The following is a 25,438-nucleotide window of genomic DNA, read 5'->3' on the forward strand; positions in this document are numbered from 1 at the left end:
TTTCTATATAAAGAGTAAGATGCAGTTAAAAGCCGGTGTGATAAATGGATTGCACCGGTTAAAAAATGAAAAACACATAGAAATATTTCTATATTTCTATGGGAAGGAAGAGAAAATGGAAATAATAAAAACCGGATGGGAATTTTTTCAGAATCAGATCCTTGGAATGCAATGGCTAAAAGATCTGATTGGAAAACTTCTTGTCAAAGCCGGATTGGGAGAGGGGAGATTTCCGGGCGAATTTCTTCACTTTTTCCTGTATGATATCATCAAAATTTTTGTGCTGCTTGCGGTGCTGATCTTTGTGATATCCTATATTCAAAGCTATTTTCCGCCAGAGAGAAGCAGAAAGATCATGGGGAGATTTCACGGGATCTGGGCAAATCTGATCGGGGCACTTCTTGGAACAGTGACACCGTTCTGTTCCTGTTCATCGATTCCGATCTTTATGGGCTTTACCAGCGCGGGACTGCCGCTCGGAGTTACTTTTTCGTTCCTGATCTCATCTCCGATGGTGGATCTGGGATCGCTGGTTCTTCTGATGAGTGTCTTTGGAGGGAAGATTGCATTTGCCTATGTGATCGTTGGACTTGTCATAGCGGTTATTGGGGGGACGATCATTGAGAAGCTGCATATGGAAGACCAGGTGGCGGATTTTATCCGGCAGGCACCGAATGTGGAAGTAGATTCGCCATCACTTACGGTGGCAGATCGTATGGATTATGCGAAAAATCAGGTTGTGGCTACCGTCAAAAAGGTAGCTCCGTATATCGTTGTCGGAGTGATCATTGGGGCAGCCATCCATAATCTGATTCCGGAGCATATTGTTCGCAGCATTCTCGGAAAGCAGACCTGGTACGCTGTGCCACTGGCAACAGCAGTAGGTGTTCCGATGTACGCAGATATCTTCGGAACCATCCCGGTTGCAGAAAGTCTGCTTGCCAAAGGAGCAGGACTTGGAACGATTCTTTCATTTATGATGGCGGTGACGACACTTTCCCTTCCATCTATGGTAATGCTGTCAAAAGCGATCAAGAAAAAACTGCTCGGAACATTCATTGGGATTGTCTGTATCGGAATAATCATTGTAGGGTATGGGTTTAATGTGATAATATAGGATAGCAAACTCATATGCCGTTCGTGCTTGCACGAAAAGGTATATGAATTTGCTACCCGCCGGACATGAGGAAGGAGCGATTTACGAAGTAAATCAGCGGATTCCGAATGGACGGAGGATTGCGAGAGCAGCTACGCTGCGGGGCAATCCGTAATATTATCAAAAGTAGTGGAGCAAAGTAGTACATTACCCGAGGTGACAAAAAATGCAGATAGATTATGAAAAATATGCCCGTATATTTAAAGTGATGTCGGATCCGAAACGTCTGAAGATCATCGACATGCTATCCGAAGGAGAATTATGCGCATGTAAGATTCTGGAAGAATTTCATATCACACAGCCGACTTTATCACATGATATGAAGCTGATGTGTGATCTGGGAATTGTAAAGGCGCGCAAAGAAGGAAAATGGATGCAGTATTCTCTGGACATAGACGTAATGAATGAGGTTTATAAGACAGTGGGGCATCTGATGATTCCGGGAGATTATGCAGGACTTTTAAATTGCAATTGTAGTACGGAAAAAGGAGAAAATGAATCATGAGTAAAATTAAATTATATTTTCTGACAGGGTTCTTAGGAGCTGGGAAAACGACAATCTTGAGAAATCTGCTGGAAAACATGGAAGGAACAAAGGTTGGGGTAATACAGAATGAACTGGGAAAGATCAGCATTGACGGAACGGTGCTTCAGAATAATGATATCCAGATGATAGAATTGAACAGAGGCTCTATTTTTTGCAGTTGCCTTCGTTTATCCTTTGTGGATGCACTGACGCAGATGGCACAGAAAGGTCTGGAATATGTGTTTGTGGAAAGTTCTGGATTCGGGGACCCGTCTAATGCAGAAGAAATTCTTGCAGCCACAGAAGTAATGGCGCCTGGGGCATATGATTTCAGAGGATGCATTTGCCTGGTGGACTGTTATAATTTTCTGGATCAGATCGGGGATTCAGAGACAATTGATCGTCAGCTTAAACACTGCAATCTTGCGGTTCTGACAAAGGTTGATCTGGTGGACAGTGAGCAGATTGAACAGGTGAAAGACAAAGTGCGTGAAATTAATCCGGTATGCCCAATTACAGAGAGTGCGAATGGAAATATTGACCGTTCGTTTTATGATATGGATCTGATGCTGTATAAATGGGCAGAATGTGAGGATACTACGAATTCATCGAAAAATAAACCAAAAACATTTTCCATGGATTTTACGGGAGAGATCCAGAAGGAAAAGCTGGAAGCCTTTCTTGCAAGGATTGAACCGGATGTATTCCGTGTGAAGGGTTTCTTTAAAGTGGAAAAAGAAGGATGGGAAAAAGTTGATGTAGTCGGAAAGAAACGGGATTATGCGCCTTACGAACCACAGCCGAAGTCTCAGCTTGTCTTTATTTCCAAAATCGGAATCGCACTGATCCGAGAAATCGCGGCGGCGTGGGAGGAATGTGTGGGACTTCCTATGAAACTGAACAATTAAATCTGGAGGCGGGATATGAATATAAAAGTAATTGGAAGCGGCTGCGAGAACTGTGATAAGACGAATGCGGTTGTGAAAGAATGTCTGGAGGAACTTGGAATTGATACGGAGATTGAGAGAGTGACAGATCTGGTTGAGATTGTAAAACTGGGTGTGATGACGGCTCCATCGGTTATGATTGATGGGAAACTGGTGGTTGCAGGGCAGGTTCCTTCAAAGAAGCATATGATGAAAATATTAAAAAAATAAAAGTTTTAAGGCTCGACATTTACACAGGAAGCTGAGACGACGAGGATGATGTATTCGGGAAATGAACAGAGAAGATGCGCAGGCAATACCGATATTTGCAATGACGACGAATGCATTTATTGATGATATCAGTCAGAGTCATGTGGTGGGAATGAATGAACATCTGACCAAGCCGCTGAATATGGAAGATGTAATGGCTTTGATTTACCAGTATTGCAGATAAAAATTGAAAAAAAGAGATAGATATTGATCAGAAGCAAAAAGCGGATCATATCTATCTCTTTTTTTATTCGTTTGGATTGTTTTTGAGTTCATTCAAATAACGGTAGATAATCCATTTGCATATGGGATGCGTCTTTTGGATGTTTTCTATAATGAGATGGAAAAGAACAAAGACAGAATTTCATTTGTAAAAAGTTATCAGGAAATAGAAGATAACATGAAAAATGGAAAGATGTCAGCGCTTTTAACACTGGAAGAAGGCGGCGTATGCATGGGAAATATCCGGCTTCTGAGAGACTTTTACCGGCTGGGTGTCCGGATGATGACTCTGACATGGAACTTCCCGAATGAGCTGGGATTTCCGGCAAAGGTAACAGAAGGAAATCTTAAGGGAACTCTTTTTGACGGAGACGAATACGGACTGACAGAAACTGGAATTGCATTTGTAAAAGAGATGGAACGTCTGGGAATTATCATCGATGTGTCACATCTGAATGACGCTGGAATCAGGGATGTGTTAGAGCATACATCCAAACCGTTTGTGGCTAGTCATTCCAATGCGAAAAAAGTGTGTGGACATCCACGAAATCTGAATGATGATTTGATACAGGCAATTGACGAAAGAGGCGGTGTGATTGGTATCAATTACAGTTCTTCTTTCCTGAGGGACTGGGAAGAAGGCGAAGAAGAGGTAAGTCGGATTGAAGATATGGTAAAACATGTTCTTTACATCAGGGATCTTGCCGGAATTGATTGTATTGGTCTTGGATCGGATTTTGATGGAATTGATGGAGAGTTGGAAATTGCTTCACCGGAGGATCTGCCACTTCTGAAAAAAGCATTGCGGGAAGCAGGACTTAAGGAATCGGAAATAGAAAAGATTTTTTATCAGAATGTTCTCCGTCTCTATAAAGATATTTTGTAAATAGTTTGATCATAAATACAGGGCGCATTTGGCGAAAGCTGAATGCGCCCGCCCTCCGTTATGGAGGAGAGGGTGAGGCATTTAGAGAAGGTAGTAATGCGGGATAATGTCTTCATAAGTGCCATCCGGCATCCGGAAACCTCCCGGAATTGTGCCAAGTTTTTTAAACCCAATTCGTTCATAAAGATGCAGTGCGTGGGTGTTGGTAGCAACAACTGCGTTAAACTGCAGAATACGAAATTGTTTTTCTTTTGCCATTTTCAGACAGTCAAGAACCAGCTTTTCACCGATATACAGCCCGCGGATATTTTTCCGGACAGCATAGCTGGCATTACAGATGTGACCACATCTTCCAACATTATTTGGATGCAGGATATAAAGTCCAAGGATTTCATGGGTTTCGGTATCTTCCGCAATACCGGTATAAGTCTGTTCCAGGAAAAAATGGTTAGCCGCGTCAGCTGTCATTTCAGTATCCTGTGGAAATGCATTTCCATCAGCGACAACCTCATTCCATATCTGTGCTGCAAGGGCAGCGTCTTTACTCTGATAAGCTCTGATCTGAATATTCATATTATAAAATCTCCTTTTCTATTTCCTCTTGAAATTATAGCAAATCACAAAGTAATTTTTGACTATCTTTTTAAAAGTTCTTATATGCCGGTATAGCCTATTGTTACAGGCTTTTCCGGCATTTTTCGTTATGGAAGATATTCTCAAATCTTCTTATATCCCCGTATGTTTTGGTGTTCAAAAGTAGTATGTGGAGTAGTAAATTCTCCGTTTACTACTTATGCAATCAGCCGCTTCATTTCTGTTATCGACGTTTCGGAAGTCGTATGCGCGTAATAGTTCAGTGTCATGTTGATATTAGAATGTCCCATAATGTACTGTAATGCCTTTGGGTTCATTCCTGCATTTGCTAACGTGGTGCAGAATGTGTGGCGTAAGGTATGCGGTGTCATTACCTTTGGCAATGCTACCTTTTGCGTTTTGTTGTATTTCCTTACAAGCCCCCGAAACATACTTTCATAGTTGACTGCCACTTTTGGCAAGCCGTTCCGGTTAAGGAACAGAAACTTTGTGTAGCCCTCCAAAATAACAGGCTGTGCATATTTCCGTTTGTTCAGCACCCGTTGAAATGCTTCCAACACTTTTTCACTCATAGGAATAACCCGGTTGCCGCTTTTCGTCTTAGGCGTTTCCACATAGTAGCCCACGTCTGCAATCTTCAAAAGTTGGTGGTCTACATTGATAAGCTGTTTGTCTAAGTCAATGTCAGCTTCCGTCAGTCCGCAGAGTTCCGAAATGCGAAGTCCTGTCCCTAACAGTATGATAATCTCGTCGTAGTATTTCTGATAGACTTTATCATGCTGCACAAAGGACAGAAAAGCCGCTTCCTGCGTAGGGGATAGAGGTTCCTTTGGTTCCGTATCATCTTCAAGGACTGTGTTCAACTGGAAGTCAAACGGATTTTTACGAATACAATCGTCCTGTATAGCTGTGTAAAAAGCAGCCTTTAAGGAACGCTTGTGGTTATTGATAGTTTTGAAGCCGTAACCTTTTTCTTTCATGCGTAACGCCCATTCCTTTGCGTCGGAGAGCTTCACATTTTCAATCCGGCAGGCTCCAAGTTTATCCTCCTGCAAAATCCGCATGAGCTGTTTTCGCCCCTGCTTTGTACCATGCCGCACATTTGCCCGGTGGCGTATCTGCTTTGCGTAGAGTTGGCAGACCGTCATTTTCTTTCCGATATGGTCGATACCGTCGTCAAGGTCTTTTTGGATTTCTTTCTCTTTTTCCCTCAACGCTATATCGTCGCGTTTTCCTGCCGGGGTTTTGTCCGTAGGTACTAACTTCCAAGAATACACAAACTGCGGTTTTCCAAAGGTATCTATATATTTGTAGGCATATCTCCCGTCTTTTCTCTGGCTCTCTCCGGTGCGGAGAATACGATTTTTATTATCCCGTCTTTTTTCCGACATCGTTATGCTCCTTTCCATAATGGAAAGAGCCTTGATATGCTTGACTACATTGTACCACATTCAAGGCTCGATTTCACTATCAGATTGCGTCCACCATATCAATCATTTTTTCAAACTGCTTACGCTTAATCTGAATACGGTTTCCGTTCATCATTACCCAGTCCGGGACGGGATTTTCTTCTGCCAGTTTCCGCAGCTTGCTTTCTCCGATACGGAAATATTTTGCTGCTTCTTCTATGGTAAGCGTGTACTTTTCCCAAATCGGCACGTCGTTATTGTTCAATTTGTCGTCCCCCTTTCTTAATGGGTCAAAAGTCAATTTGTAACATAGGCTTTAATCGGACGGCTATTAGCGTAACCTCATGGGACTTGCACCCCTCCGGCGGTCTGCCGAAGCCCTACCCATTGCCTGCGACGCTTCTAACGCTCGGACTATGGCTGTAAGGAAGTATCATTATGTATTCTGTGCGTTATCGCCCGCAAGTTGCTACACTTGCTTTGCAGCGGTGGTGTTGTTCGCTCGCTTTTCCCGTAGGAGAAAGGTCATGGCGCACCCGCCGTATGGCTCGGCACAAAAGGAACGTATCCGATTTGCCTTATGCTGCGCCGCCGTTTTCTTGCGCCGCTTTCTTTGTCAAGGTTCAAAATGGCTGTGCTGCCGCATTAGCAGCGGAACGGAAAAGGGGGAGTAAAGACGTTCCACTGCCGATTGCGGTTATTTCTCTGTTCTAAAATTGAGGACAGCCATCATCAGTTTGGCTTGCAGCCGTTCCCGAATGTCGTTGTCTATACCAAAATAAACATTTCCACGCTCGTCATATAACTTTCGCATGGATAAACGGGCTATGTAACCGCTGAAATGCTGCAAGACCATTTTCATAGCGTCCGGGTCGCCCTTTGTCGCTGCCACAATGACAGGATAAGGAACAAGGGCATTTTCCGGGTAGCCGGGTTGATTACCATTCGTCCCATTCATCAGCATTTTCCTCCAAATATTTTCTTAATTGTTCAAAAGAGCTTGTCCGTCTGTACTGTATTGTGCTTCTCGGTGTATTGAGCAACTCTGCAATTTCTGTATCGCTCATTCCCTCGAAATAATACAGCAATATGGCTTTGCGCTTTTCTTCCGGCAAAGTACGGATTGCTTCAAGAAGCAGCTTCGGCGTGATTTTCTTTCCGGCTTTTTCAAAGACGGTTTCAGCAGTTTCCCGTTTGAAATATTCATCAAAGGTATGTAGCTGTCGCGCTTCATCTAAGGTCATGTCGGAAAAGGTTACTTCCTTTGCCTTATGTGTACGAAGCTCTCTATGAGCGTCGCACGCTTCATTGTGCAATACCGCATTGCAATACTTCTGAAAAGAACATTGCTTATAAAACTCCCTGCTATTAGGTTCCACATTCTCACCTCCTTTCTTGTTGAAAGTTGGTGGTGCTTCCCCCTTTTCGCGGGGTAATACGGAGCCTTGAAAAAATGCCAAATATTTTCGGAAATTTTTTCAAAAATTTTTTTAAGCATACAAAATGCGCCCGTCCGCAAAAAAACGCGGACAGGCGCATAGGAACAATAAAAAGTATTTAGATGATTTAATAGTTCATATCTAAGGGTAGGAATATCCCCGGTGGCGGTCGGGCTTTTTTTGATAAATCAAAGAATGTAAGAATTTGTTGATGTGGTTTATAACTCATGGCGGCTACCTCCTAAAGCCGCCATGTCTACATGGTTAAGGGTCGTCGTACAGACAAAAAGAAACGGCGGCTCTGAAAATCAAAGCCGCCGAAATAGAATAGGCGCGTGAAAATATGGCTGCTCTGCGACGGCTTTTTTTCTTTGCCGTCGTCCGGCAGATGTTGGTTGTATCATTACTTATTTTTGATTGTTTTTTTAGATGTTAAAATCAAGACAGAAAACAATCCACAAAAGAACAAACTCATAAGGCTAATAATGATTTCTCCAAAGGTGGCAGAATAATAGCCGGAAATATTGAATGTAGCAGTAATAGGATAGCAAGCCGAAAGAACATCGGATATACTTGTGAATAATCCTGCAAAAGAATAAATTACTGTAAAAATCAAAGCAAGCCAATAGCCTTTCTTTATTCTTGATACAACCGCAATAACAGGTGCAATAGCAAAGAAAATTCCAATGCCGTCAAGTAAATAGATTTTGAAAAAACTTAAAATCATTTTGATAGACAAGCCCCTAAAATGCAAAATAACTTCAACTAAAAATGTAATGCCGAAAAGCAGCAAATAAAAGAGTACGCTAAATGCAAAAGTAATAAGTAATTTTGCAATCGTCATTTTAGCTTCACTTATAGGAATTAAACGTAATGATTTAATAGTATCTTCTTGTTCCTCACGACAAATCATATAGCTCCCAAAAAGTGCAATAACCGCAGGAAGAACAAAAAAAGTTGCTAAAGACTGTGCTGCGTTCATAAACCACCCTGCGTCATCTATATAGCGTTTTTCCCCAAAAGAAAACTGCCCTTGAGTAAAAACAATAATTGCAACCATAATAACTGCGAATATGGCGACCAACACAATTTTTGAACGTCGGAGTTTTTGATGTTCTGCCCAAATCAATTCTTTCATCATTCAATCACTCACTTTCTATGCTTTAAGGAAATGTACGCAAATACGATAGAAACAATAGTCCATATACCGATACAAAAAAGTGCAGCCGGAATATTGACTTCCTGTGCCAAAATAACACCGGGAATATCTCGCATGATAATTGCTGTTGCACTGGATAGAGGGTGTAGGTACATATTAACCATAAGCAAAATAAAGCTAAGAAAGGTGTAAACCAGTGTCACACATACAGGAAGTATATAGTTCTTCCCGGCAGCTGCAACCGCTAAAAGTGGTAATATGGAAAATGCGGTAAGTATGGCGATTTCAATACATTTCTTAAATAGATAACTGATACTATTCCATTCAAAGGTTATATAACCGGGAAGAAACGGTGTCCGCTATATCGCCATGAATGACGGTATCGACACCTTACGGGATAACAACGACATTGCCCCGTTCAAGAATATCCTGAACGAGATGTACAGCAAGGATATTTCCAAGAAAGTCCATTCCTCTTATCTTCTGAAAGCGCAGAAAGGACAGTTTACCGGGTGTCTTGCCCCGTTTGGGTATCGGAAAGACCCGGAGGACAAAAACCATCTGCTCATTGACGAGGAAACCGCCCCGATTGTGCGGCTGATTTTCGGATATGCCCTAAACGGTCATGGTCCGAACTATATCCGCAGACGGCTGGAGGAAGAAAAAATCCCCTGCCCCACATGGTGGAACCGGGAACGGGGGCTTCGCAATACCCGCACCAAATGGGAAAAGAAAGACCCGGAAAACGGGCGGTATATGTGGGACTTCTCCGTTATCAAAGACCTTTTGATGAATCCCGTTTACACTGGGGCGATTGCTTCCCAGAAAAAGGACTACCGTTTCAAAATCGGCACGATTGGGGAAAAGAAGCCGGAGAACTGGATTGTAGGGGAAGGACAGCATGAACCGCTGATTGACCGCATGAGCTTTGACATTGTGCAGAACAAGCTGAAATCCCGCCAGCGTCCGGGGCAGACCAATGAAATCAGCCTGTTTGCCGGACTGATAAAATGCGGCGAGTGTGGGAAGTCTCTGACGGTACGCTACACAAACGCAAAACATCCCCAGCAGATTTACTCCTGCAAGACCTACAATGCCTTTGGAAAGAACCACTGCACCCAGCACCGGATTGATTATGACACCCTTTACAGTCATGTGCTGCGGAAAATCCGGGAATGTGCCAGAGCTGCCCTGATGGACGGGGAAGCGGTTGCTGACCGCCTGACCAATACCTGTGAAGCCGAGCAGCGGGAACAGCGGGAAGCAATGGAACGCTCCCTTACAAGGGACGAGGAACGGATTGAGGTTCTGGACAAAATGGTCATGCGGCTTTATGAGGATATGATTGCAGGGCGTATCAGTGAGCAGAACTTCAACACCATGCTGGAAAAGACACAGACCGAGCAGACGGAACTTAAAACAAAAGTGTCCGAGGGCAGAAAGCGGCTGTCCGATGAAGTCCAGCTTGCCAATGACGCAAAACAATGGGTGGAAGCCATTCAGGAATACGCCAACATCACAGAGCTGGACGCAGCCACCCTCAACCGCTTAATCAAAGAAATCGTCGTGCATGAGCGCATTGACGAAGATAAAACAAGACACATTTCTATCGAAATTCATTTTAATCTCAAACCCATCCCGGAGGTGGAACAGGTCACTGCCTGACCTGTCCCGCCGGGACGGTTCTCTTAAAAACACCATATAGATTTTTTGTACGCCGCCGCCCGCCATCGAGCAGAGTTTTACACCTAATTGGGGATAAAACAGCTTATGGCGGGCGGCGGTGTTGCCCTTATCGGCACTATCCTTGTACCTCTGCTTTCCGGTCTGTTCGGATAAGTTTACGGAGGGTAGCCTATGGAGAGCATACTTGACGCGATTAACGAATGGATAAAGGAAATCCTTATCGGCGCGATAAACGGTAATCTGTCAACTATGTTCGGGGACGTAAACGAAAAAGTAGGCACCATTGCAGCGGAGGTAGGCAAGACCCCGCAGGGGTGGAACGCAAACATTTTCAGCATGATACAAAATCTGTCGGAAAATGTGATTGTACCCATTGCGGGGCTTGTCATTACCTATGTCCTCTGTTATGAGCTTATCAGCATGGTAACGGAAAAAAACAATATGCACGACGTTGACACATTCCTATTTTTTAAGTGGTTTTTCAAAGCCTTTGTTGCCGTTTTCCTGGTAACACATACCTTTGATATTACTATGGCGGTGTTTGATATGGCGCAGCATATTGTGTCCGGCGCGGCAGGGGTCATCGGCGGCGATACGAATATCGACGTAACCGAAGCCCTTGCCGCCATGCAGGAGGGACTAAAAGATATGGAAATCCCCGAACTACTGTTACTTGTTATGGAAACGAGCCTTGTAAGCCTTTGTATGAAAATCATGTCCGTACTGATAACCGTTATCCTCTACGGCAGAATGATTGAGATATACGCCTACTGTTCCGTTTCCCCTATCCCTTTTGCCACCATGACAAACCGAGAATGGGGACAGATTGGGAACAACTACCTAAAGGGGCTGTTTGCACTTGGTTTTCAAGGCTTCCTCATTATGATATGCGTCGGCATTTACGCAGTTTTGGTAGGCGAAATGGTCTTAGCGGACAATCTGCACAGCGCGATTTTTTCCCTTGCAGCCTATACCGTTATCCTCTGTTTCTCCCTGTTCAAATCCGGCGCACTGGCAAAATCCATATTCAACGCCCACTAAGGGCAGAAAGGAGGTTTTTTCTTGGCGTATGTACCTGTACCCAAAGACCTTTCCAAAGTCAAAACAAAAGTCGCTTTCAATCTGACAAAGCGGCAAATCCTTTGTTTTTCAGTGGCACTTCTTATAGGACTGCCACTTTTCTTTTTGCTCAAAGACAGCGCAGGGACGAGCCTTGCGGCAATGGTAATGATTGTCGTCATGCTTCCCTGCTTCTTGGTTGCCATGTATGAAAAGCATGGGCAGCCCCTTGAAGTGGTAATAAAGAACATCATTCAGACAAAATTTACCCGCCCCAAAGTGCGACCATATCAGACAGAAAACCTATATGCACTCTTGGAGAAACAGCGGGCATTAGAAAAGGAGGTATCAGCGATTGTCAAAAGGACAGACAAAAAAGACGCGGGAAGCCGCAGGAAACAGGCGTAAGCTGACCCGCGTGGAAAAGAAACAGATAGCGGCGGTTATCCGGCAGGCAAAGGGGGACGGCAAAGCCCACACCGCACAGCAGACCATTCCCTACCTTGCCATGTACCCGGACGGTATCTGCAAAGTGGCGCAGCGGAAATATTCAAAGAGCATTGCTTTTGAGGACATTAACTATCAGCTTGCACAGGCAGACGATAAGACCGCCATTTTTGAAAACTGGTGCGATTTTCTCAACTACTTTGACGCGAGCGTGAACGTGCAGCTTTCTTTTATCAATCAAGGCTCACAGCAGGAACAGGCAGCGCGGGCAATCCATATCCCGCCGCAAAATGACGATTTTAACTCTATCCGCACCGAGTATTCCGATATGCTGAAAATGCAGCTTGCCAAAGGGAACAACGGGCTTGTAAAGCACAAGTACATCACGTTTTCCATTGAAGCGGACAATCCGGCGGCGGCAAGGGCGCGGCTTTCCCGTATCGAAACGGACGTACTCAACAATTTCAAGGTGCTTGGCGTATCGGCGCACCCCTTATCCGGCTATGAACGCTTAAAGGTGCTGCATGGGGTATTCCACCCGGCAGGCGAGCCGTTCTCATTCTCCTATGACTGGCTGACCCCGACAGGGCTTACCACAAAGGACTTTATCGCCCCGTCCTCTTTCAAGTTTGGGGAGGGACGCTACTTTGCTATGGGGAAAAAGACGGGGGCGGTGTCGTTCCTTGAAATCCTTGCCCCGGAGCTGAACGACCGTATCTTAGCGGATATGTTGGACTTGGAAACAGGGGTTATTGTCAATCTCCACATTAAAAGTATCGACCAGTCGGAAGCAATCAAGACCATTAAGCGCAAAATCACAGACCTTGACAAGATGAAGATTGAGGAACAGAAAAAAGCGGTTAGAAGCGGCTATGACATGGATATAATCCCGTCTGACCTTGCTACTTTTGGGAATGAAGCAAAGAACTTGTTGCAGGATTTACAGAGCCGAAACGAGCGAATGTTTCTCCTTACGTTCCTTGTGGTAAACATGGCAGACACGAAACGGAAACTGGAAAATGACATTTTCGCGGCGGCGGGCATTGCACAGAAATACAACTGCGCCTTGACCCGTCTTGACTATCAGCAGGAAGCGGGGCTAATGTCCTCTATCCCTTTGGGCGAGAACCTTATCCCTATTCAGAGAGGGTTGACGACGAGCAGCACCGCTATTTTTATCCCGTTCATCACGCAGGAGCTATTTCAGACCGGGGCTGCCCTGTATTATGGCTTAAATGCCCTGTCAAACAACATGATACTCTGCGACCGTAAACAGCTTAAAAACCCGAATGGGCTTATCTTGGGAACACCGGGCAGTGGAAAATCCTTTGCAGCAAAGCGGGAAATCACAAATGCCTTTCTCATTACTGACGACGATATTTTTATCTGCGACCCGGAAGCGGAATATTTTGCCCTTGTAAAGCGGCTTGGCGGGCAAGTGATACGGTTATCCCCGACAGGGAAAGGCATGGACGGTACGCCCCAGTATGTGAACCCTATGGATATGAACCTCAATTACAGCGAGGACGACAGCCCCCTTGCACTGAAAAGTGATTTTATCCTTTCCCTCTGCGAGCTTGTCATTGGCGGCAAGGAGGGCTTGCAGCCTGTTGATAAGACCGTCATTGACCGCGCCGTAAGGAATGTGTACCGGGACTATCTTGCTGACCCTGTACCGGAGAAAATGCCTATCTTGGGCGACCTTTACGACGAACTGTTAAAGCAGCCGGAGCCGGAAGCTGCCCGCATTGCGGCAGCATTGGAGCTGTATGTTTCCGGCAGCCTTAATGTATTCAACCACAGAACGAATGTGGAGCTTTCTAACCGCCTTGTCTGCTTTGATATTAAGCAGCTTGGAAAACAGCTCAAAAAGTTAGGTATGCTCATTGTGCAAGACCAGATATGGAACCGCGTTACCATTAACCGGGCAGAGAAAAAATCTACCCGCTACTATATGGACGAATTTCATCTGCTCTTAAAAGAGGAACAGACCGCCGCGTACAGCGTGGAGATTTGGAAGCGTTTCCGTAAATGGGGCGGCATACCCACAGCAATCACGCAGAACATCAAAGACCTTTTGGCAAGCCGCGAGGTGGAAAATATCTTTGAAAACTCTGATTTTGTCCTTATGCTCAATCAGGCACAGGGCGACCGGGCTATCCTTGCAAAGCAGCTAAATATCAGCCCACAGCAGATGAAATACGTTACCCACACCGAAGCGGGCGAGGGACTTATCTTTTACGGAAATGTGGTGCTGCCTTTTGTAGACCATTTCCCGAAAGATACCGAGCTTTACCGCATTATGACGACGAAGCCGGAGGAAGTGAGCAGCCTATGAAAACAGACGTGATTATCAACCGGGACGCGCTTTGTGCTTTGCAGGAATTACCCAGTGAAAGCGTCCATTGCTGCGTTACAAGCCCGCCCTACTTTGCGCTGCGGGACTATGGGCTTGACGCACAAATCGGACAGGAGGACACGCCGGAACAGTATATTGATAGGCTGACCGCTGTTTTTGGCGAGCTTTACCGGGTGCTTAGAAAGGACGGTACGTTATGGCTGAATATCGCAGACACCTATTGCGGTACAGGAAATAAAGGCGGCTATGCTGACCCGAAAAACCCAAAGGGGCGCACCGGACAGCGGATTGCAAGGAACAGCCGCGTTACCGGCTGCAAGCAAAAGGACTTAATCGGTATTCCCTGGCTCCTGGCGTTTTCCCTGCGGGAACAGGGGTGGTATCTGCGCAGCGATATTATATGGCAGAAACAAAATCCTATGCCGGAAAGCTGCAAAGACCGCCCGACCCGCTGCTATGAACATATCTTCCTGCTTTCAAAGGAAAAGAAATATTACTATGACGCTGCCGCCATTGCAGAACCCTTAGCACCTACTACCGCAGAACGGTATCGCAGAGCGCGCAGCACCAACAGCAAATACACACTGGAAATACCCGGACAAGGAAAGGTGCAGGGACTAAACCGACCGCGGGACGGCGGCTACTATGACGACGCGCTCATGCCGACCACGCGGAACAAGCGGGACGTGTGGCTGATTAACACTGTCCCATATAAAGGGGCGCATTTTGCAGCTTTTCCCCCAAAATTAGCGGAAACCTGTATCTTGGCAGGCTGCCCCAAAGGCGGGATTGTCATAGACCCGTTTTTTGGAAGCGGCACCACAGGATTTGCAGCAAAAAGCCTTGACCGCCATTATATCGGGATTGAATTAAATGCAGAGTATTGCGCCCTTGCGAGGGCGCGGATTGGAGGTGCAGGACTATCAAGCAGTTAAAACCACGCGATAAAATCACACAGAAAATGACCCGCGACGGGCTTATTGAGGTAAACGAAACACAGCAGACCGCCGAGCGTATCAGCAGCCGGGAAGCAGACAGCGACTTTTCAAAGCCGGACAGTGCCGCAGCGGAACGCGCCATAGAACATCTTGACGCAGCACATACCCGAAAAACAAACAAAAAGGCAGTCAAAAAAGAGCAGGAAGCTACTGCTTTGCGTACTTCCACTTCCCGCTTACAGTTTACCGACGAGGAACGGGCAACGCCGGAACTGGAAACTTACATCAAAAAATCGGAAAACGCCGCTGACCGACTGGACGCAGTAAAGACAGCAATCCCGAAGCAAAAGAATCTGGTTAAGGAGCGCACCTTTGATGAAGCCGCAGGCAAGGCAAAGACCCGCTTACGCTTTGAAGAACAGGAAAAGCCCATACCCGGCGGCAAAGCCCACAGGAACCCGTTATCCCGCCCCGCGCAGGGAGCGGGTATTTTCGTCCACAACAAGATACATTCCGTTGAAAAGGACAATTCCGGCGTTGAGGGGGCGCATAAATCAGAGGAACTTGCCGAGCGCGGCGCGAAATACGGGGTGAGGAAATTAAAACAGGGCTACCGCAGCCATAAGCTCAAAACCTACCGGGAAGCAGCAAAGGCAGAAAAGGCAGCATTTAAGGCAAACGTCAACTTCCAGTATCACAAGACCCTGCACGACAACCCGCAGTTTACTTCTAACCCTCTTTCCCGTTTCATGCAGAAACAGCAGATAAAACGCCAGTATGCAAAGGCGGCAAAGAAAGGCGGTGCAGCCACCGCCAAAGCTGCCGCCGGAGCGTCCCAAACAGCGGCAAAGAAAGCGGCTGCCTTTGCAGGACGACACCCGGCAGGCGTGATAATCGCTATCGCCGCGCTGCTTCTGTTCATCATGGTATCCGTAGGGCTTTCCTCTTGCGGGGCAATGTTTTCCGGCAGCATGAACAGCGTGTTAGGGACTTCCTACACGTCCGAGGACAGCGACCTTGTGGCAGTTGAAAACAACTATGCCGCATTGGAAAACGGGCTGCAAAGTGAGATTGACGCTATCGAAAGCACCCACCCCGGCTATGATGAATACCGCTATGACCTTGACAGTATCGGGCATAACCCCCACGAATTAGCGTCTTACTTGACCGCCTTCTTGCAGAGCTACACCCCGCAGAGCGCACAGGCAGAGCTTGAACGTATCTTTGCCATGCAATACACCTTGACGCTGACCGAGGAAGTGGAAATACGCTACCGCACCGAAACAAGCACCGACCCGGAAACCGGGGAAACCACCACCGAGGAAGTCCCTTATGAGTATTACATCTTGAATGTGAAACTGACAAACAAGCCGATTTCCGAGCTTGCAGAGGAACTTCTTACGCCACAGCAGCTTGAAATGTTCCATGTGTACTTGGAAACAAGCGGCAACAAACCGCTGATTTTTGGCGGCGGTTCTCCCGACGGAAGCCCGTCCGAGGATTTAAGCGGCGTGGAGTTTGTAAACGGTACGCGCCCCGGAAATCAAGAGCTTATGGAGCTTGCAAAACAGCAAGTCGGAAATGTGGGCGGATACCCTTACTGGTCTTGGTACGGCTTTAACAGCCGCGTGGAATGGTGTGCCTGTTTTGTATCATGGTGCTACAATCAAGCCGGAAAAAGCGAACCCCGATTTGCGGGCTGCGAATGGCAGGGTGTCCCTTGGTTTCAGTCAAGGGGACAATGGGGCGCACGCGGCTATGAGAATATTGCACCGGGCGACGCAATCTTTTTCGATTGGGATTTAGACGGCGTTGCCGACCATGTGGGGCTTGTGCTTGGCAGGGACGAAAGCCGCGTCTATACCGTTGAGGGCAATTCCGGCGACGCCTGCAAGATAAAGAGCTATGACCTTAACTATCAATGTATCAAAGGCTACGGGCTGATGAACTGGTAAAGCAGCCCCAAAAAGAAAGGAGAAATGACCTATGGCAAACAATAAAATCGACCGTATCAATAAGGAAATCGCAAAGACCCGCGAGAAAATCACAGAGTATCAGAACAAGTTAAAAGGACTGGAAGCGCAGAAAACCGAAGCGGAAAACCTTGAAATCGTACAGCTTGTACGAGCTATGCGTCTGACCCCGCAGGAACTGAACGCTATGCTGTCCGGCGGCGGTATTCCCGGCATGACTGCCGCACCCGCAGGAGAAAACGAACAGGAGGAAAATGCAGATGAAGAATAAACTGAAAAAGACCATGACTGCCCTTTGTGCCGCCCTTATCCTTATGGGCGGTTTTTCTGTCCCTGCCTATGCACAGGGCGCAGCCACAGAGCAGCCCGCAGGGGACGCGACCAACGACAGCAACGTAGTTGTGGAGGAAAAAGAGGAAACGCCGCCCCTTACCCCAAAGGGAAACGCAACACTGGTTGACGATTACGGCGGCAATAAGCAGCTTATCACTGTTACCACCAAAAGCGGCAACTATTTCTATATCCTCATTGACCGCGCCGCCGAGGGCGAACAGACCGTACATTTCCTAAATCAAGTGGACGAAGCCGACCTTATGGCACTGACCGAAAACGGTGAAGCTGCCAAAAAGCCGGAAATCTGTAACTGTACGGAAAAATGCGAAGCCGGAAAGGTAAACACGTCCTGCCCGGTATGTGTTACCAGTATGACAGGCTGCACAGGCAAAGAACCCACCCCAACACCAACAGAGCAGTCGGAAGAACCGAAAGAAAAAGGCGGCAATCCCGGTGTGGTGCTTGCCTTAGTCCTCTTTGCCCTGCTTGGTGGCGGCGCAGCGTTCTACTACTTTAAGTTTCTAAAACCGAAGCAGAACGTGAAAGGGAACACTGACCTTGAAGATTTTGAATTTGAGGATTACGACGAGGACGAGCCGGAAACAGATACCGGGGAAACTCCCGAAGATGAAGAAACGGAGGAAGAAACCCTATGACCCTGTTTACCGACAATCCCTTTGAAAAGATGATGATACAGAAACCGGACGGGCGGCGTGATAATGCGCCGCCTGTTCCTTATCCCCCGGCTTGCGCTTCCTGCCCTTACAAGGGACAGTCCACTTGTGTGGGGTACTGTCTGAAACAGGTACAGAAGAAAAAAGAAGCCGAGCCGGAACGCTGAAAGGAGGATTTATCATTGATTTTAGTTATCGCAGAAAAGCCCAGTGTGGCGCAGACAATCGCTGCCGTACTTGGGGCAAAGGAAAAGAAAGACGGATTTCTCACAGGAAGCGGCTATATCGTTTCTTGGTGCGTGGGACATTTGGTAGGGCTTTCCGAAGCTGCCGCCTACGGGGAACAGTATAAAAAGTGGAGCTATGACAGCTTACCGATTTTACCGCAGGAATGGAAGTACACCGTTGCTTCTGACAAAGAAAAACAATTCAAGACCCTAAAAGAGCTTATGCACCGGGCAGATGTTTCCGAAGTCGTCAATGCCTGCGACGCAGGGCGTGAGGGAGAACTCATTTTCCGTTTTGTCTATGAAATGGCGGGCTGCAAGAAACCTATGCGCCGCCTTTGGATTTCTTCTATGGAGGACAGCGCAATCAAAGAGGGCTTTTCCCGTCTGAAGAACGGCGAAGAATACGACGCGCTCTTTGCTTCCGCATTGTGCAGGGCAAAGGCTGACTGGCTTATCGGTATCAACGCCACCCGCCTTTTCTCTGTCCTTTACAATCATACCTTGAACGTGGGACGCGTACAGACCCCGACCTTAAAAATGCTTGTTGACCGGGACGCAGCGATTACCACATTTAAGAAAGAAAAATACTACCATGTGCGCCTTGCCTTATCCGGCGCGGAAGCTGCAAGTGAAAAACTGTCTGACCGTTCCGAAGCTGACAGGCTGAAAGCTGCTTGCGAAGCGTTGCGGGCAGTCTGTACTTCCCTTGTGAAAGAGAAAAAGACCGCAGCCCCGCCGAAGCTCTTTGACCTTACTTCTTTACAAAGGGAAGCAAACCGCCTGTTCGGTTATACCGCAAAGCAGACCCTTGACCTTGCACAAGCCCTGTATGAAAAAAGACTTCTTACTTATCCGAGAACAGACAGCGTATTTCTGACCGACGACATGGGCGACACAGCGGCGGGCATTATCAAGCTGCTTTATAGGAAATTTTCTTTTATGGCGGGAAAAGACTTCACGCCGGAGCTTGGAAAGGTTCTGAACAGTAAAAAGGTATCAGACCACCATGCTATTATACCGACTATGGAGCTTGCAAAGACCGACCTTGCTGCGCTGCCGGAAAGTGAAAGGAATATCCTTACCCTTGCCGGGGCGCGTCTGCTCACGGCGACCGCTGTACCGCATACCTTTGAAGCGGTTACAGCAGTTTTTGAATGTGCCGGACAGTCCTTTACCGCAAGGGGCAAGACCATTCTTTGTGAGGGTTGGAAAGAGATTGACCGAAAATACAGGGCAGCCTTAAAGAACAAGCCCGAAACGGACGACGCAGACAGCGACACAGAAAAGACCCTGCCGCCATTTACCGAGGGACAGACCTTTGAAAAACCGGCGGCAAAGGTAACGGAGCATGACACAACACCGCCAAAACCTCACAACGAAGCGTCGCTGCTCTCTGCTATGGAGCACGCCGGAAGCGAGGACACCGACCCGGACGCAGAACGCAAAGGGCTTGGAACTCCCGCCACCCGCGCCGCCGTCATTGAAAAACTGGTAAAGGGCGGTTTTGTGGAGCGAAAAGGCAAGCAGCTACTTCCCACAAAAGACGGTATCAACCTTGTGTGCGTCCTACCGGACACTTTGACAAGCCCGCAGCTTACCGCAGAATGGGAAAACAATCTGACGCAGATTGCAAAAGGCAAGGCAAACCCCGCCGCATTTATGGAGGGTATCGAGGATATGGCGCGAGAACTGGTAAAGACCTATCCGTTTCTTTCTGATGATAAAGCGCAGATGTTCAAGCCGGAACGGGAAGCGTTGGGAAGCTGCCCCCGCTGCGGTTCTCCTGTCTATGAGGGAAAGAAAAACTACTATTGCAGCAATAAAGAATGTATCTTTACCATGTGGAAAAATGACCGTTTCTTTGAAGAACGAAAAGTAGCCTTTACCACGAAGATTGCCGCCGCGCTCTTAAAATCCGGCAAAGTAAACGTGAAGAAGCTCTATTCCCCAAAGACGGGCAAAACCTACGACGGAACTATCGTATTAGCTGATACGGGCGGGAAATACGTCAACTACCGGGTGGAGCTTCCGAAGAAAAAATAACTGAATAGCAAGCATAGGAAAAGAGTACCCTTTTCCGTAAAATCCCTGCTTTCTCTACCGAGAACGGCGGGGATTTTTGCTTGTTGGGAAGTGTCCCAAACCCTCTGAAATCTTGAAAAAATATCTAAAATTTTTGGCAAAAACGCGGGCGCGGGGTACTGAATGATGAAACCGGAAAATGCAGCGTCCGCGCTGCCGTTTGGAAAGGAGGTTACACATGGAAAGTTTACGGGACACCGTAAAGGACTATCAAGAAGAATTACGGGACGGTATCGCTTGGGTGGCGTTTTGGAAAACGGGACGTTCTTGGAACGCCGAGCATTTTTCCCTTGAAATGGGCGACTACCTTTACCCGGAGGACAGAAGCCGCATGGAGGAAATCAAGCAGGCTGACCCTGCCGCCGTTGTGGTAAACGGCTATTATTCCGGCTATCTTGGCGAGGATATGAGCCTTGACGAGCTGACCGCAGGAGTGCGCCACCATTACGAAAACGGATATAGCAATATCGAGGAATTTATCGAAGCCCACGACGACAGGCTGCCGCCGGAGCTTATCGAGGAAGCAAGAGCCGCCGCCCACGCTGCGGGGCTGCCTTTCTCTGAAAAAGGCTACCGGGACGGCGAAGAACCCGACCCCTATCTATTTGACGGGAGCATGAGCATGGAGGACTACGAACTTATGCACCGCATGATTGAGAAAGAAAGGAGTGAACGCATGGCAGAAACGATTTTAAGCGGGTATCTTTCTAATCTTGGAAAGTACACCGAGGGCAGACCTGCGGGCGAATGGGTATCATTCCCCACGACTGCTAAACATTTGAAAGAAGTCTTTGACCGTATCGGGATTGACGGCAAAAACTACGGGGAGCTGCACATCACAGAATACCAGTCCTCTATTGCGGGACTGGCAGGAAAACTGACCGAGCTTGAAAGCCTTGACGAGCTGAACTATTTAGGCGAGCTTTTGAAAATGCAGTTTGACGACGACCGGAAAAAATTTGCTGCGGCTATCACATACGGCGACCATACAAGGGATTTGCAGGACATCATCAACCTTGCACAAAACCTTGACTGTTACTGGCTTTACCCGTCCGTACAGAGCGAGGAAGATTACGGGCATTATCTGATTGAAGAACTGGACGAGTTGGAGCTACTGGAAGAAGCAAAAAATTATTTCATGTATGAGGAATATGGGCGGGACGCTGCTATCAATGACGGGGGCAGATTTACCGAGCAGGGCTATATCTATAACAACCGCAACACCTTTACACAATGGTACGACGGGCGCGACGTGCCGGAGGAATACCGGGTAACGCCGCAGCCGCCAGTACAGGAAAAGGAACAGGCAGACCTTGACGCTTCCGCAGCTATACCGACCACCGCCGCAGAGCAACCCCCGGTTCTCCCGATTATCCTATCTTCTGAAAAGCCCGCTGACAAAATGAAAGAGATTACCGACCGACTGGAACAGGGGATTTTAGGACTATATGAAAGCGACCGTTACGCCGATTATCTGCGTACCATGTCAAAATTCCATGATTACAGCCTTAACAATACAATCCTTATCGCCATGCAGGGCGGCAATCTTGTAAAAGGCTATAAGCAATGGGAAAAGGAATTTGACCGCCATGTAAAGCCCGGAGAAAAAGCTATCAAGATACTTGCACCGTCCCCGTTTACCGTCAAGAAACAGGTGGAAAAAATAGACCCGGACACCCAAAAGCCTGTTTTCGATAAGGACGGGAAGCCTGTTACCGAGGAAAAGGAAATCAAGATACCCGCTTTTCGTGTGGTATCTGTCTTTGATATTTCACAGACCGAGGGAAAGGAGCTTCCTGCCCTTACTTATGAGCTGACGGGCAACGTGGAACAATACAGGGATTTTTTCGCTGCCCTTGAAAAGACTTCCCCCTTTGCTATGGGATTTGAAGCCCTAAGCGGCGGCGCAAAAGGACGCTGTAATTATGAGGAAAAGCGTATTCTCATCAACGAGGGAATGGACGAATTGCAGAACATCAAGACTGCAATCCATGAAATCGCCCATGCGACGCTCCATGACATAGACAAAGACGCGTCGGAACGCCCCGACCGCCGCACCCGCGAGGTACAGGCAGAAAGCGTCGCCTATGCTGTCTGCCAACATTACGGGCTTGATACGTCGGACTATTCTTTTGGGTATATTGCCGGGTGGAGCAGCGGAAAAGAACTTGCAGAACTGAAAGGCTCTCTTGAAACAATCCGCAGCACTGCCGCAAAGCTGATTGATACCATAGACGGACATTTTGCAGAAATCCAAAAGGCACAGGATAAGGAACAGACCACCGAACAGGCACAGCCCGCACAGGAAACCGCCAAACAGCCCGAAGAAGAAACCGCCGCGCCGGAGCTTCCCGAAGAAACAGCCCCGGCACTGGAAAAAGAAGCACAGACAGAGCCGGAAGCTGATACAGGCGCAAGCAGCGAAGCACCACAGCCCACACAGCCGGAACAGGCTGCACCCGCCGCACCTTATTACACAATCAACGAAGCTGCCGCCAAACGTGCAAAGGACGCAAACAGCTTTTCCGATTATAAGCAAGGCAGCGTAACAGCGGAATACAGGCATTATGTAGATGAAGCCGTACAGCTTGCAGAACAGCAGAAACGCCGGGTAGACCCGATGTACCATGAGAAAATCGACAGCCTGCTTGACACTTACGCCCGAAAACTGGCGGCGAACATGAACAAAGGCTATGAGATTGACGCGCGTGTTCCCTCTATCCTCATTGCAGGCGGCTCTAACTTCCCCACAAGGAAGAAAGAAAAGCAGAACGCAGCCCGCGGCAGCAATTACCGGGAATGGCAGGACATACAAGGACTTCTTGATAAAATCCGCAGCACCGGCATGGGCGGTATCAGCGCAGACGACCCGCAGGCAGTACAGAAGTTGGAAAAGAAACTGGAAAGCCTTGAAAAATCGCAGGAAACCATGAAAGCCGTAAACGCCTATTACCGCAAACATAAGACCCTTGACGGCTGCCCGCATTTACCGCCGGAACAGCTTGAAAAACTGAAATCAGACATGTCGAGCAGTTGGCATTTGGAGGACAAGCCCTTTGCGACTTGGGCGTTATCCAACAACAGCGCAGAAATCCGGCGCGTGAAAGACCGTATCAAATCCCTTTCACAGCAAAAAGAAATCGGTTTTGTGGGTTGGGAATTTGACGGCGGCAAGGTGGAAGCAAACACCGAAGCGAACCGCCTGCAAATCTTCTTTGAGGATAAGCCGGACGAAGCCACGCGGGAAGCCTTAAAAAGTAATGGCTTCCGTTGGTCGCCAAAAGCAGGGGCATGGCAGCGGCAGCTTACCAGTAACGCCTACTATGCGGCTGATTATGTCAAGGCGATTGCACCTCTTACCGGGGAAAAGCCTACCGAGTTACAGCGGGCGCATATCCGGCAGCAAAAGGTAGCTGCACAGGAACAGGAAGCCCCACAGGACAAAGACACCTTTTCCATTTATCAGATAAAAGACGGGAACGAAACAAGGGACTTGCGCTTTGAACCTTATGACCGTCTGACTACCACAGGACAGCGGGTAGACCCGAAAAACTATGCGCTTGTCTATTCCGCACCTCTTACGCCGGGGACTTCCCTTGAAGATATTTACACCCGCTTTAATATCGACCACCCGAAAGATTTTAAGGGACACAGCCTTTCCGTTTCCGACGTGGTGGTGCTTCATCAGAACGGGCAGGACACCGCCCACTATGTAGACAGCTTGGGAAAAAGTCCTCAATCAAATGCCCTGTTTGCAAATAGTTACGCCCCAGTCGGCTGAGGTCTTTCGTGATGACAAGGTTGATTTGCCTGCGCTCAATGGCTCTCAACATTCTCTGTAAATCAGGACGCTCCATATTAAGACCTGTGAAGCCATCGTCCTGATAGACTGCCACAACCTCCCATCCCTGCTTTTCGCAGTATTTTTCCAGCATATCACGCTGGTTTGCGATACTGGCACTTTCGCCTTGCAGGTCATCGTCCTTTGACAGCCTGCAATAGACCGCCGCACGATAGCCCCCGGCAAGTGCTGAACCGATTGTTCTGTATTCCATTTCGTTCATCATAGCCATTTACCCACACAATCCAGACGGTATCCGGCTCTTTTGAACCTCATCTTCATTATACTTCAATTCTTTCTTTTTAGCAAGATATTCTTTTGTATTTGTCTTGCCGTATTTCTGGGAAATCAGGCTGACGAACACATCGGTGGCGTCCAGCTCCCCGTCAAATACAGTGGTCACATGAATCTCTGTTTTGTTTTTTGCCATAGGCAGTTATCCTCCATACATGAACATAGCCAGACAGAGGGTGTCGGCAACGAAGTCCGGCAACGGGCTTCAAAAGACCTTGCAAACAATCTCAATCTGGCGTTGATTACTATTTATACTTTTCTTTTATTTTTCTGTTGTTTTGGTCGTCATAGGGGAGAAAAGCCCGCAGTTATGGGTTTTTCCCCGGCAACCGGCTCGGCAACGGGATAGCAACGAAGTCGGCAACGGGCTGTCATTTTCAGAATGGAAGCTCCATCTGCTCCGTGACCTCCACAAAACCGTCCATAGATTTTTCGGGCGGGTTGTCGGTGTCCGTTGCCGGGATTTCACGCTCCCAGCCCTTTTGTCTGCCGTATTCCGCAAACATCCTCGGATTGGAAAAGTAGTTCCACCCGGTAATGCACTGGTTCATTATCTCGTTGATTTCCCGGATTTCCCATTGCTTCGGCTCATCAAAGGTGTGGTTTAAGGCTTCCTTGTAGAGCTGCTTGGAACAGACCGTTTCCCCGGTGTACTTATCAAGGTAAGCCTGTATCATCCCGGCTTTGGTGTCCTCCGGCATAAAATCCCGCTGGTGTTCTTTGAGATACCGCTGCATGGCTGGGCTGAATGACAGCTTGTACCTGCCGCTTCGGTAAATCTCCATTGCTTCCGCCCACATCTGGCTGATATAGGCTCTGGAAGCGGCTTCGTCCTCCAAAATGTGAACCTCGGCTTGCTCCGGGTACACCATGACCGGGATAAATCGGCGGTTGCCGGAACGGTCAAGGGGGAGAAAGTCAAGGGCGTTGGAAGT

The 25,438-nt window shown here is 47.6% G+C and carries 24 protein-coding genes and 4 pseudogenes; 18 read left to right on the forward strand and 10 right to left on the reverse strand.

What is annotated here, in order from left to right; all coding sequences use genetic code 11:
* The first annotated feature begins 115 nt into the window (after positions 1-115).
* From PGR14_RS10820 to PGR14_RS10845, 6 genes and pseudogenes are all read left to right on the forward strand, one after another.
* Complete coding sequence (locus PGR14_RS10820; protein ID WP_055249211.1) at positions 116-1,117, forward strand: permease; 1,002 nt, start codon at positions 116-118, stop codon at positions 1,115-1,117.
* A 205-nt stretch (positions 1,118-1,322) separates the two neighbouring features.
* Positions 1,323-1,661 carry an ArsR/SmtB family transcription factor gene (locus PGR14_RS10825; RefSeq protein ID WP_055249212.1) on the forward strand — a complete coding sequence of 113 codons (339 nt, stop codon included), beginning with the start codon at positions 1,323-1,325 and terminating at the stop codon, positions 1,659-1,661.
* The gene (locus PGR14_RS10830; protein ID WP_055249214.1) at positions 1,658-2,590 is read left to right on the forward strand and encodes a CobW family GTP-binding protein; all 933 of its coding nucleotides are present in this window, start codon (positions 1,658-1,660) and stop codon (positions 2,588-2,590) included. The genes PGR14_RS10825 and PGR14_RS10830 overlap by 4 nt, the downstream gene beginning before the upstream one ends.
* A gap of 15 nt (positions 2,591-2,605) precedes the next feature.
* The gene (locus tag PGR14_RS10835; protein WP_055249217.1) at positions 2,606-2,839 is read left to right on the forward strand and encodes a thioredoxin family protein; all 234 of its coding nucleotides are present in this window, start codon (positions 2,606-2,608) and stop codon (positions 2,837-2,839) included.
* A 61-nt stretch (positions 2,840-2,900) separates the two neighbouring features.
* Entirely contained in the window at positions 2,901-3,062 is a 162-nt protein-coding gene (locus PGR14_RS10840; protein ID WP_156330657.1) for a response regulator, read from the forward strand.
* A gap of 36 nt (positions 3,063-3,098) precedes the next feature.
* Positions 3,099-3,986, forward strand: a pseudogene (locus tag PGR14_RS10845) (dipeptidase); the annotation flags it as partial.
* Positions 3,987-4,067: 81 nt separating this feature from the next.
* Here PGR14_RS10845 and PGR14_RS10850 read toward each other — a convergent pair.
* The 7 genes from PGR14_RS10850 to PGR14_RS10880 all read right to left on the reverse strand — a co-directional run bounded on the left by PGR14_RS10850 (position 4,068) and on the right by PGR14_RS10880 (position 8,922).
* Positions 4,068-4,559, reverse strand: coding sequence for a GNAT family N-acetyltransferase (locus PGR14_RS10850; protein WP_055249220.1), 492 nt, complete (start codon positions 4,557-4,559; stop codon positions 4,068-4,070).
* A 218-nt stretch (positions 4,560-4,777) separates the two neighbouring features.
* Entirely contained in the window at positions 4,778-5,971 is a 1,194-nt protein-coding gene (locus tag PGR14_RS10855) for a site-specific integrase (protein ID WP_021361572.1), read from the reverse strand.
* A gap of 79 nt (positions 5,972-6,050) precedes the next feature.
* Positions 6,051-6,254, reverse strand: coding sequence for an excisionase (locus tag PGR14_RS10860; RefSeq protein ID WP_118142516.1), 204 nt, complete (start codon positions 6,252-6,254; stop codon positions 6,051-6,053).
* Positions 6,255-6,686: 432 nt separating this feature from the next.
* Positions 6,687-6,947, reverse strand: coding sequence for a helix-turn-helix domain-containing protein (locus tag PGR14_RS10865; protein ID WP_005933821.1), 261 nt, complete (start codon positions 6,945-6,947; stop codon positions 6,687-6,689).
* Entirely contained in the window at positions 6,928-7,368 is a 441-nt protein-coding gene (locus tag PGR14_RS10870; protein WP_021421424.1) for an RNA polymerase sigma factor, read from the reverse strand. Before PGR14_RS10870 ends, PGR14_RS10865 begins: the two co-directional genes overlap by 20 nt.
* A 463-nt stretch (positions 7,369-7,831) precedes the next feature.
* Entirely contained in the window at positions 7,832-8,569 is a 738-nt protein-coding gene (locus PGR14_RS10875) for an ABC transporter permease (RefSeq protein ID WP_118142518.1), read from the reverse strand.
* A gap of 8 nt (positions 8,570-8,577) precedes the next feature.
* Positions 8,578-8,922 carry an ABC transporter permease gene (locus PGR14_RS10880; RefSeq protein ID WP_330663461.1) on the reverse strand — a complete coding sequence of 115 codons (345 nt, stop codon included), beginning with the start codon at positions 8,920-8,922 and terminating at the stop codon, positions 8,578-8,580.
* Positions 8,923-8,932: 10 nt separating this feature from the next.
* Here PGR14_RS10880 and PGR14_RS10885 point away from each other — a divergent pair.
* From PGR14_RS10885 to PGR14_RS10940, 12 genes and pseudogenes are all read left to right on the forward strand, one after another.
* Positions 8,933-10,252 (forward strand): annotated as a pseudogene (locus tag PGR14_RS10885) (recombinase family protein); the annotation flags it as partial.
* Between the two features lie 90 nt (positions 10,253-10,342).
* Positions 10,343-10,426: pseudogene (locus PGR14_RS10890) on the forward strand (Maff2 family mobile element protein); the annotation flags it as partial.
* 18 nt (positions 10,427-10,444) lie between these two features.
* A complete protein-coding gene (locus tag PGR14_RS10895) occupies positions 10,445-11,314 on the forward strand; it encodes a VirB6/TrbL-like conjugal transfer protein, CD1112 family (protein ID WP_118101080.1) in 870 nt (289 codons plus the stop codon).
* 21 nt (positions 11,315-11,335) lie between these two features.
* Entirely contained in the window at positions 11,336-11,740 is a 405-nt protein-coding gene (locus tag PGR14_RS10900) for a PrgI family protein (RefSeq protein WP_044477104.1), read from the forward strand.
* Entirely contained in the window at positions 11,688-14,117 is a 2,430-nt protein-coding gene (locus tag PGR14_RS10905; RefSeq protein WP_118142531.1) for a VirB4-like conjugal transfer ATPase, CD1110 family, read from the forward strand. Before PGR14_RS10900 ends, PGR14_RS10905 begins: the two co-directional genes overlap by 53 nt.
* Complete coding sequence (locus PGR14_RS10910) at positions 14,114-15,073, forward strand: DNA-methyltransferase (RefSeq protein ID WP_118142530.1); 960 nt, start codon at positions 14,114-14,116, stop codon at positions 15,071-15,073. Before PGR14_RS10905 ends, PGR14_RS10910 begins: the two co-directional genes overlap by 4 nt.
* Before the next feature lie 26 nt (positions 15,074-15,099).
* A complete protein-coding gene (locus PGR14_RS10915) occupies positions 15,100-17,031 on the forward strand; it encodes a CHAP domain-containing protein (RefSeq protein ID WP_270223378.1) in 1,932 nt (643 codons plus the stop codon).
* Between the two features lie 31 nt (positions 17,032-17,062).
* Complete coding sequence (locus tag PGR14_RS10920) at positions 17,063-17,320, forward strand: DUF4315 family protein (RefSeq protein ID WP_118142528.1); 258 nt, start codon at positions 17,063-17,065, stop codon at positions 17,318-17,320.
* Positions 17,310-18,038 (forward strand): DUF4366 domain-containing protein, encoded by a 729-nt coding sequence (locus PGR14_RS10925; protein ID WP_181984784.1) that lies wholly within the window; start codon positions 17,310-17,312, stop codon positions 18,036-18,038. Before PGR14_RS10920 ends, PGR14_RS10925 begins: the two co-directional genes overlap by 11 nt.
* The gene (locus tag PGR14_RS10930; RefSeq protein WP_118142526.1) at positions 18,035-18,223 is read left to right on the forward strand and encodes a hypothetical protein; all 189 of its coding nucleotides are present in this window, start codon (positions 18,035-18,037) and stop codon (positions 18,221-18,223) included. Before PGR14_RS10925 ends, PGR14_RS10930 begins: the two co-directional genes overlap by 4 nt.
* 15 nt (positions 18,224-18,238) lie before the next feature.
* Positions 18,239-20,329, forward strand: coding sequence for a DNA topoisomerase 3 (locus tag PGR14_RS10935; RefSeq protein ID WP_118142525.1), 2,091 nt, complete (start codon positions 18,239-18,241; stop codon positions 20,327-20,329).
* A gap of 217 nt (positions 20,330-20,546) precedes the next feature.
* Positions 20,547-24,149: an antirestriction protein ArdA gene (locus tag PGR14_RS10940; RefSeq protein ID WP_270223383.1), complete on the forward strand. Its 3,603-nt coding sequence runs from the start codon at positions 20,547-20,549 to the stop codon at positions 24,147-24,149.
* On the opposite strand, the pseudogene PGR14_RS10945 reads toward PGR14_RS10940, so the two are convergent.
* The 3 genes and pseudogenes from PGR14_RS10945 to PGR14_RS10955 all read right to left on the reverse strand — a co-directional run.
* Positions 24,091-24,441 (reverse strand): annotated as a pseudogene (locus tag PGR14_RS10945) (recombinase family protein); the annotation flags it as partial. The gene PGR14_RS10940 and the pseudogene PGR14_RS10945 sit on opposite strands and share 59 nt — an antisense overlap.
* The gene (locus PGR14_RS10950) at positions 24,442-24,639 is read right to left on the reverse strand and encodes a hypothetical protein (protein ID WP_002595102.1); all 198 of its coding nucleotides are present in this window, start codon (positions 24,637-24,639) and stop codon (positions 24,442-24,444) included.
* A gap of 241 nt (positions 24,640-24,880) precedes the next feature.
* A partial coding sequence (locus tag PGR14_RS10955; RefSeq protein WP_270223385.1) for a VapE domain-containing protein occupies positions 24,881-25,438 on the reverse strand: 558 nt, incomplete at its 5' end.

Origin of the sequence: Coprococcus sp. AF99-45 (assembly GCF_027663865.1) — a bacterium.
Lineage (GTDB): Bacteria > Bacillota > Clostridia > Lachnospirales > Lachnospiraceae > Allocoprococcus > Allocoprococcus comes.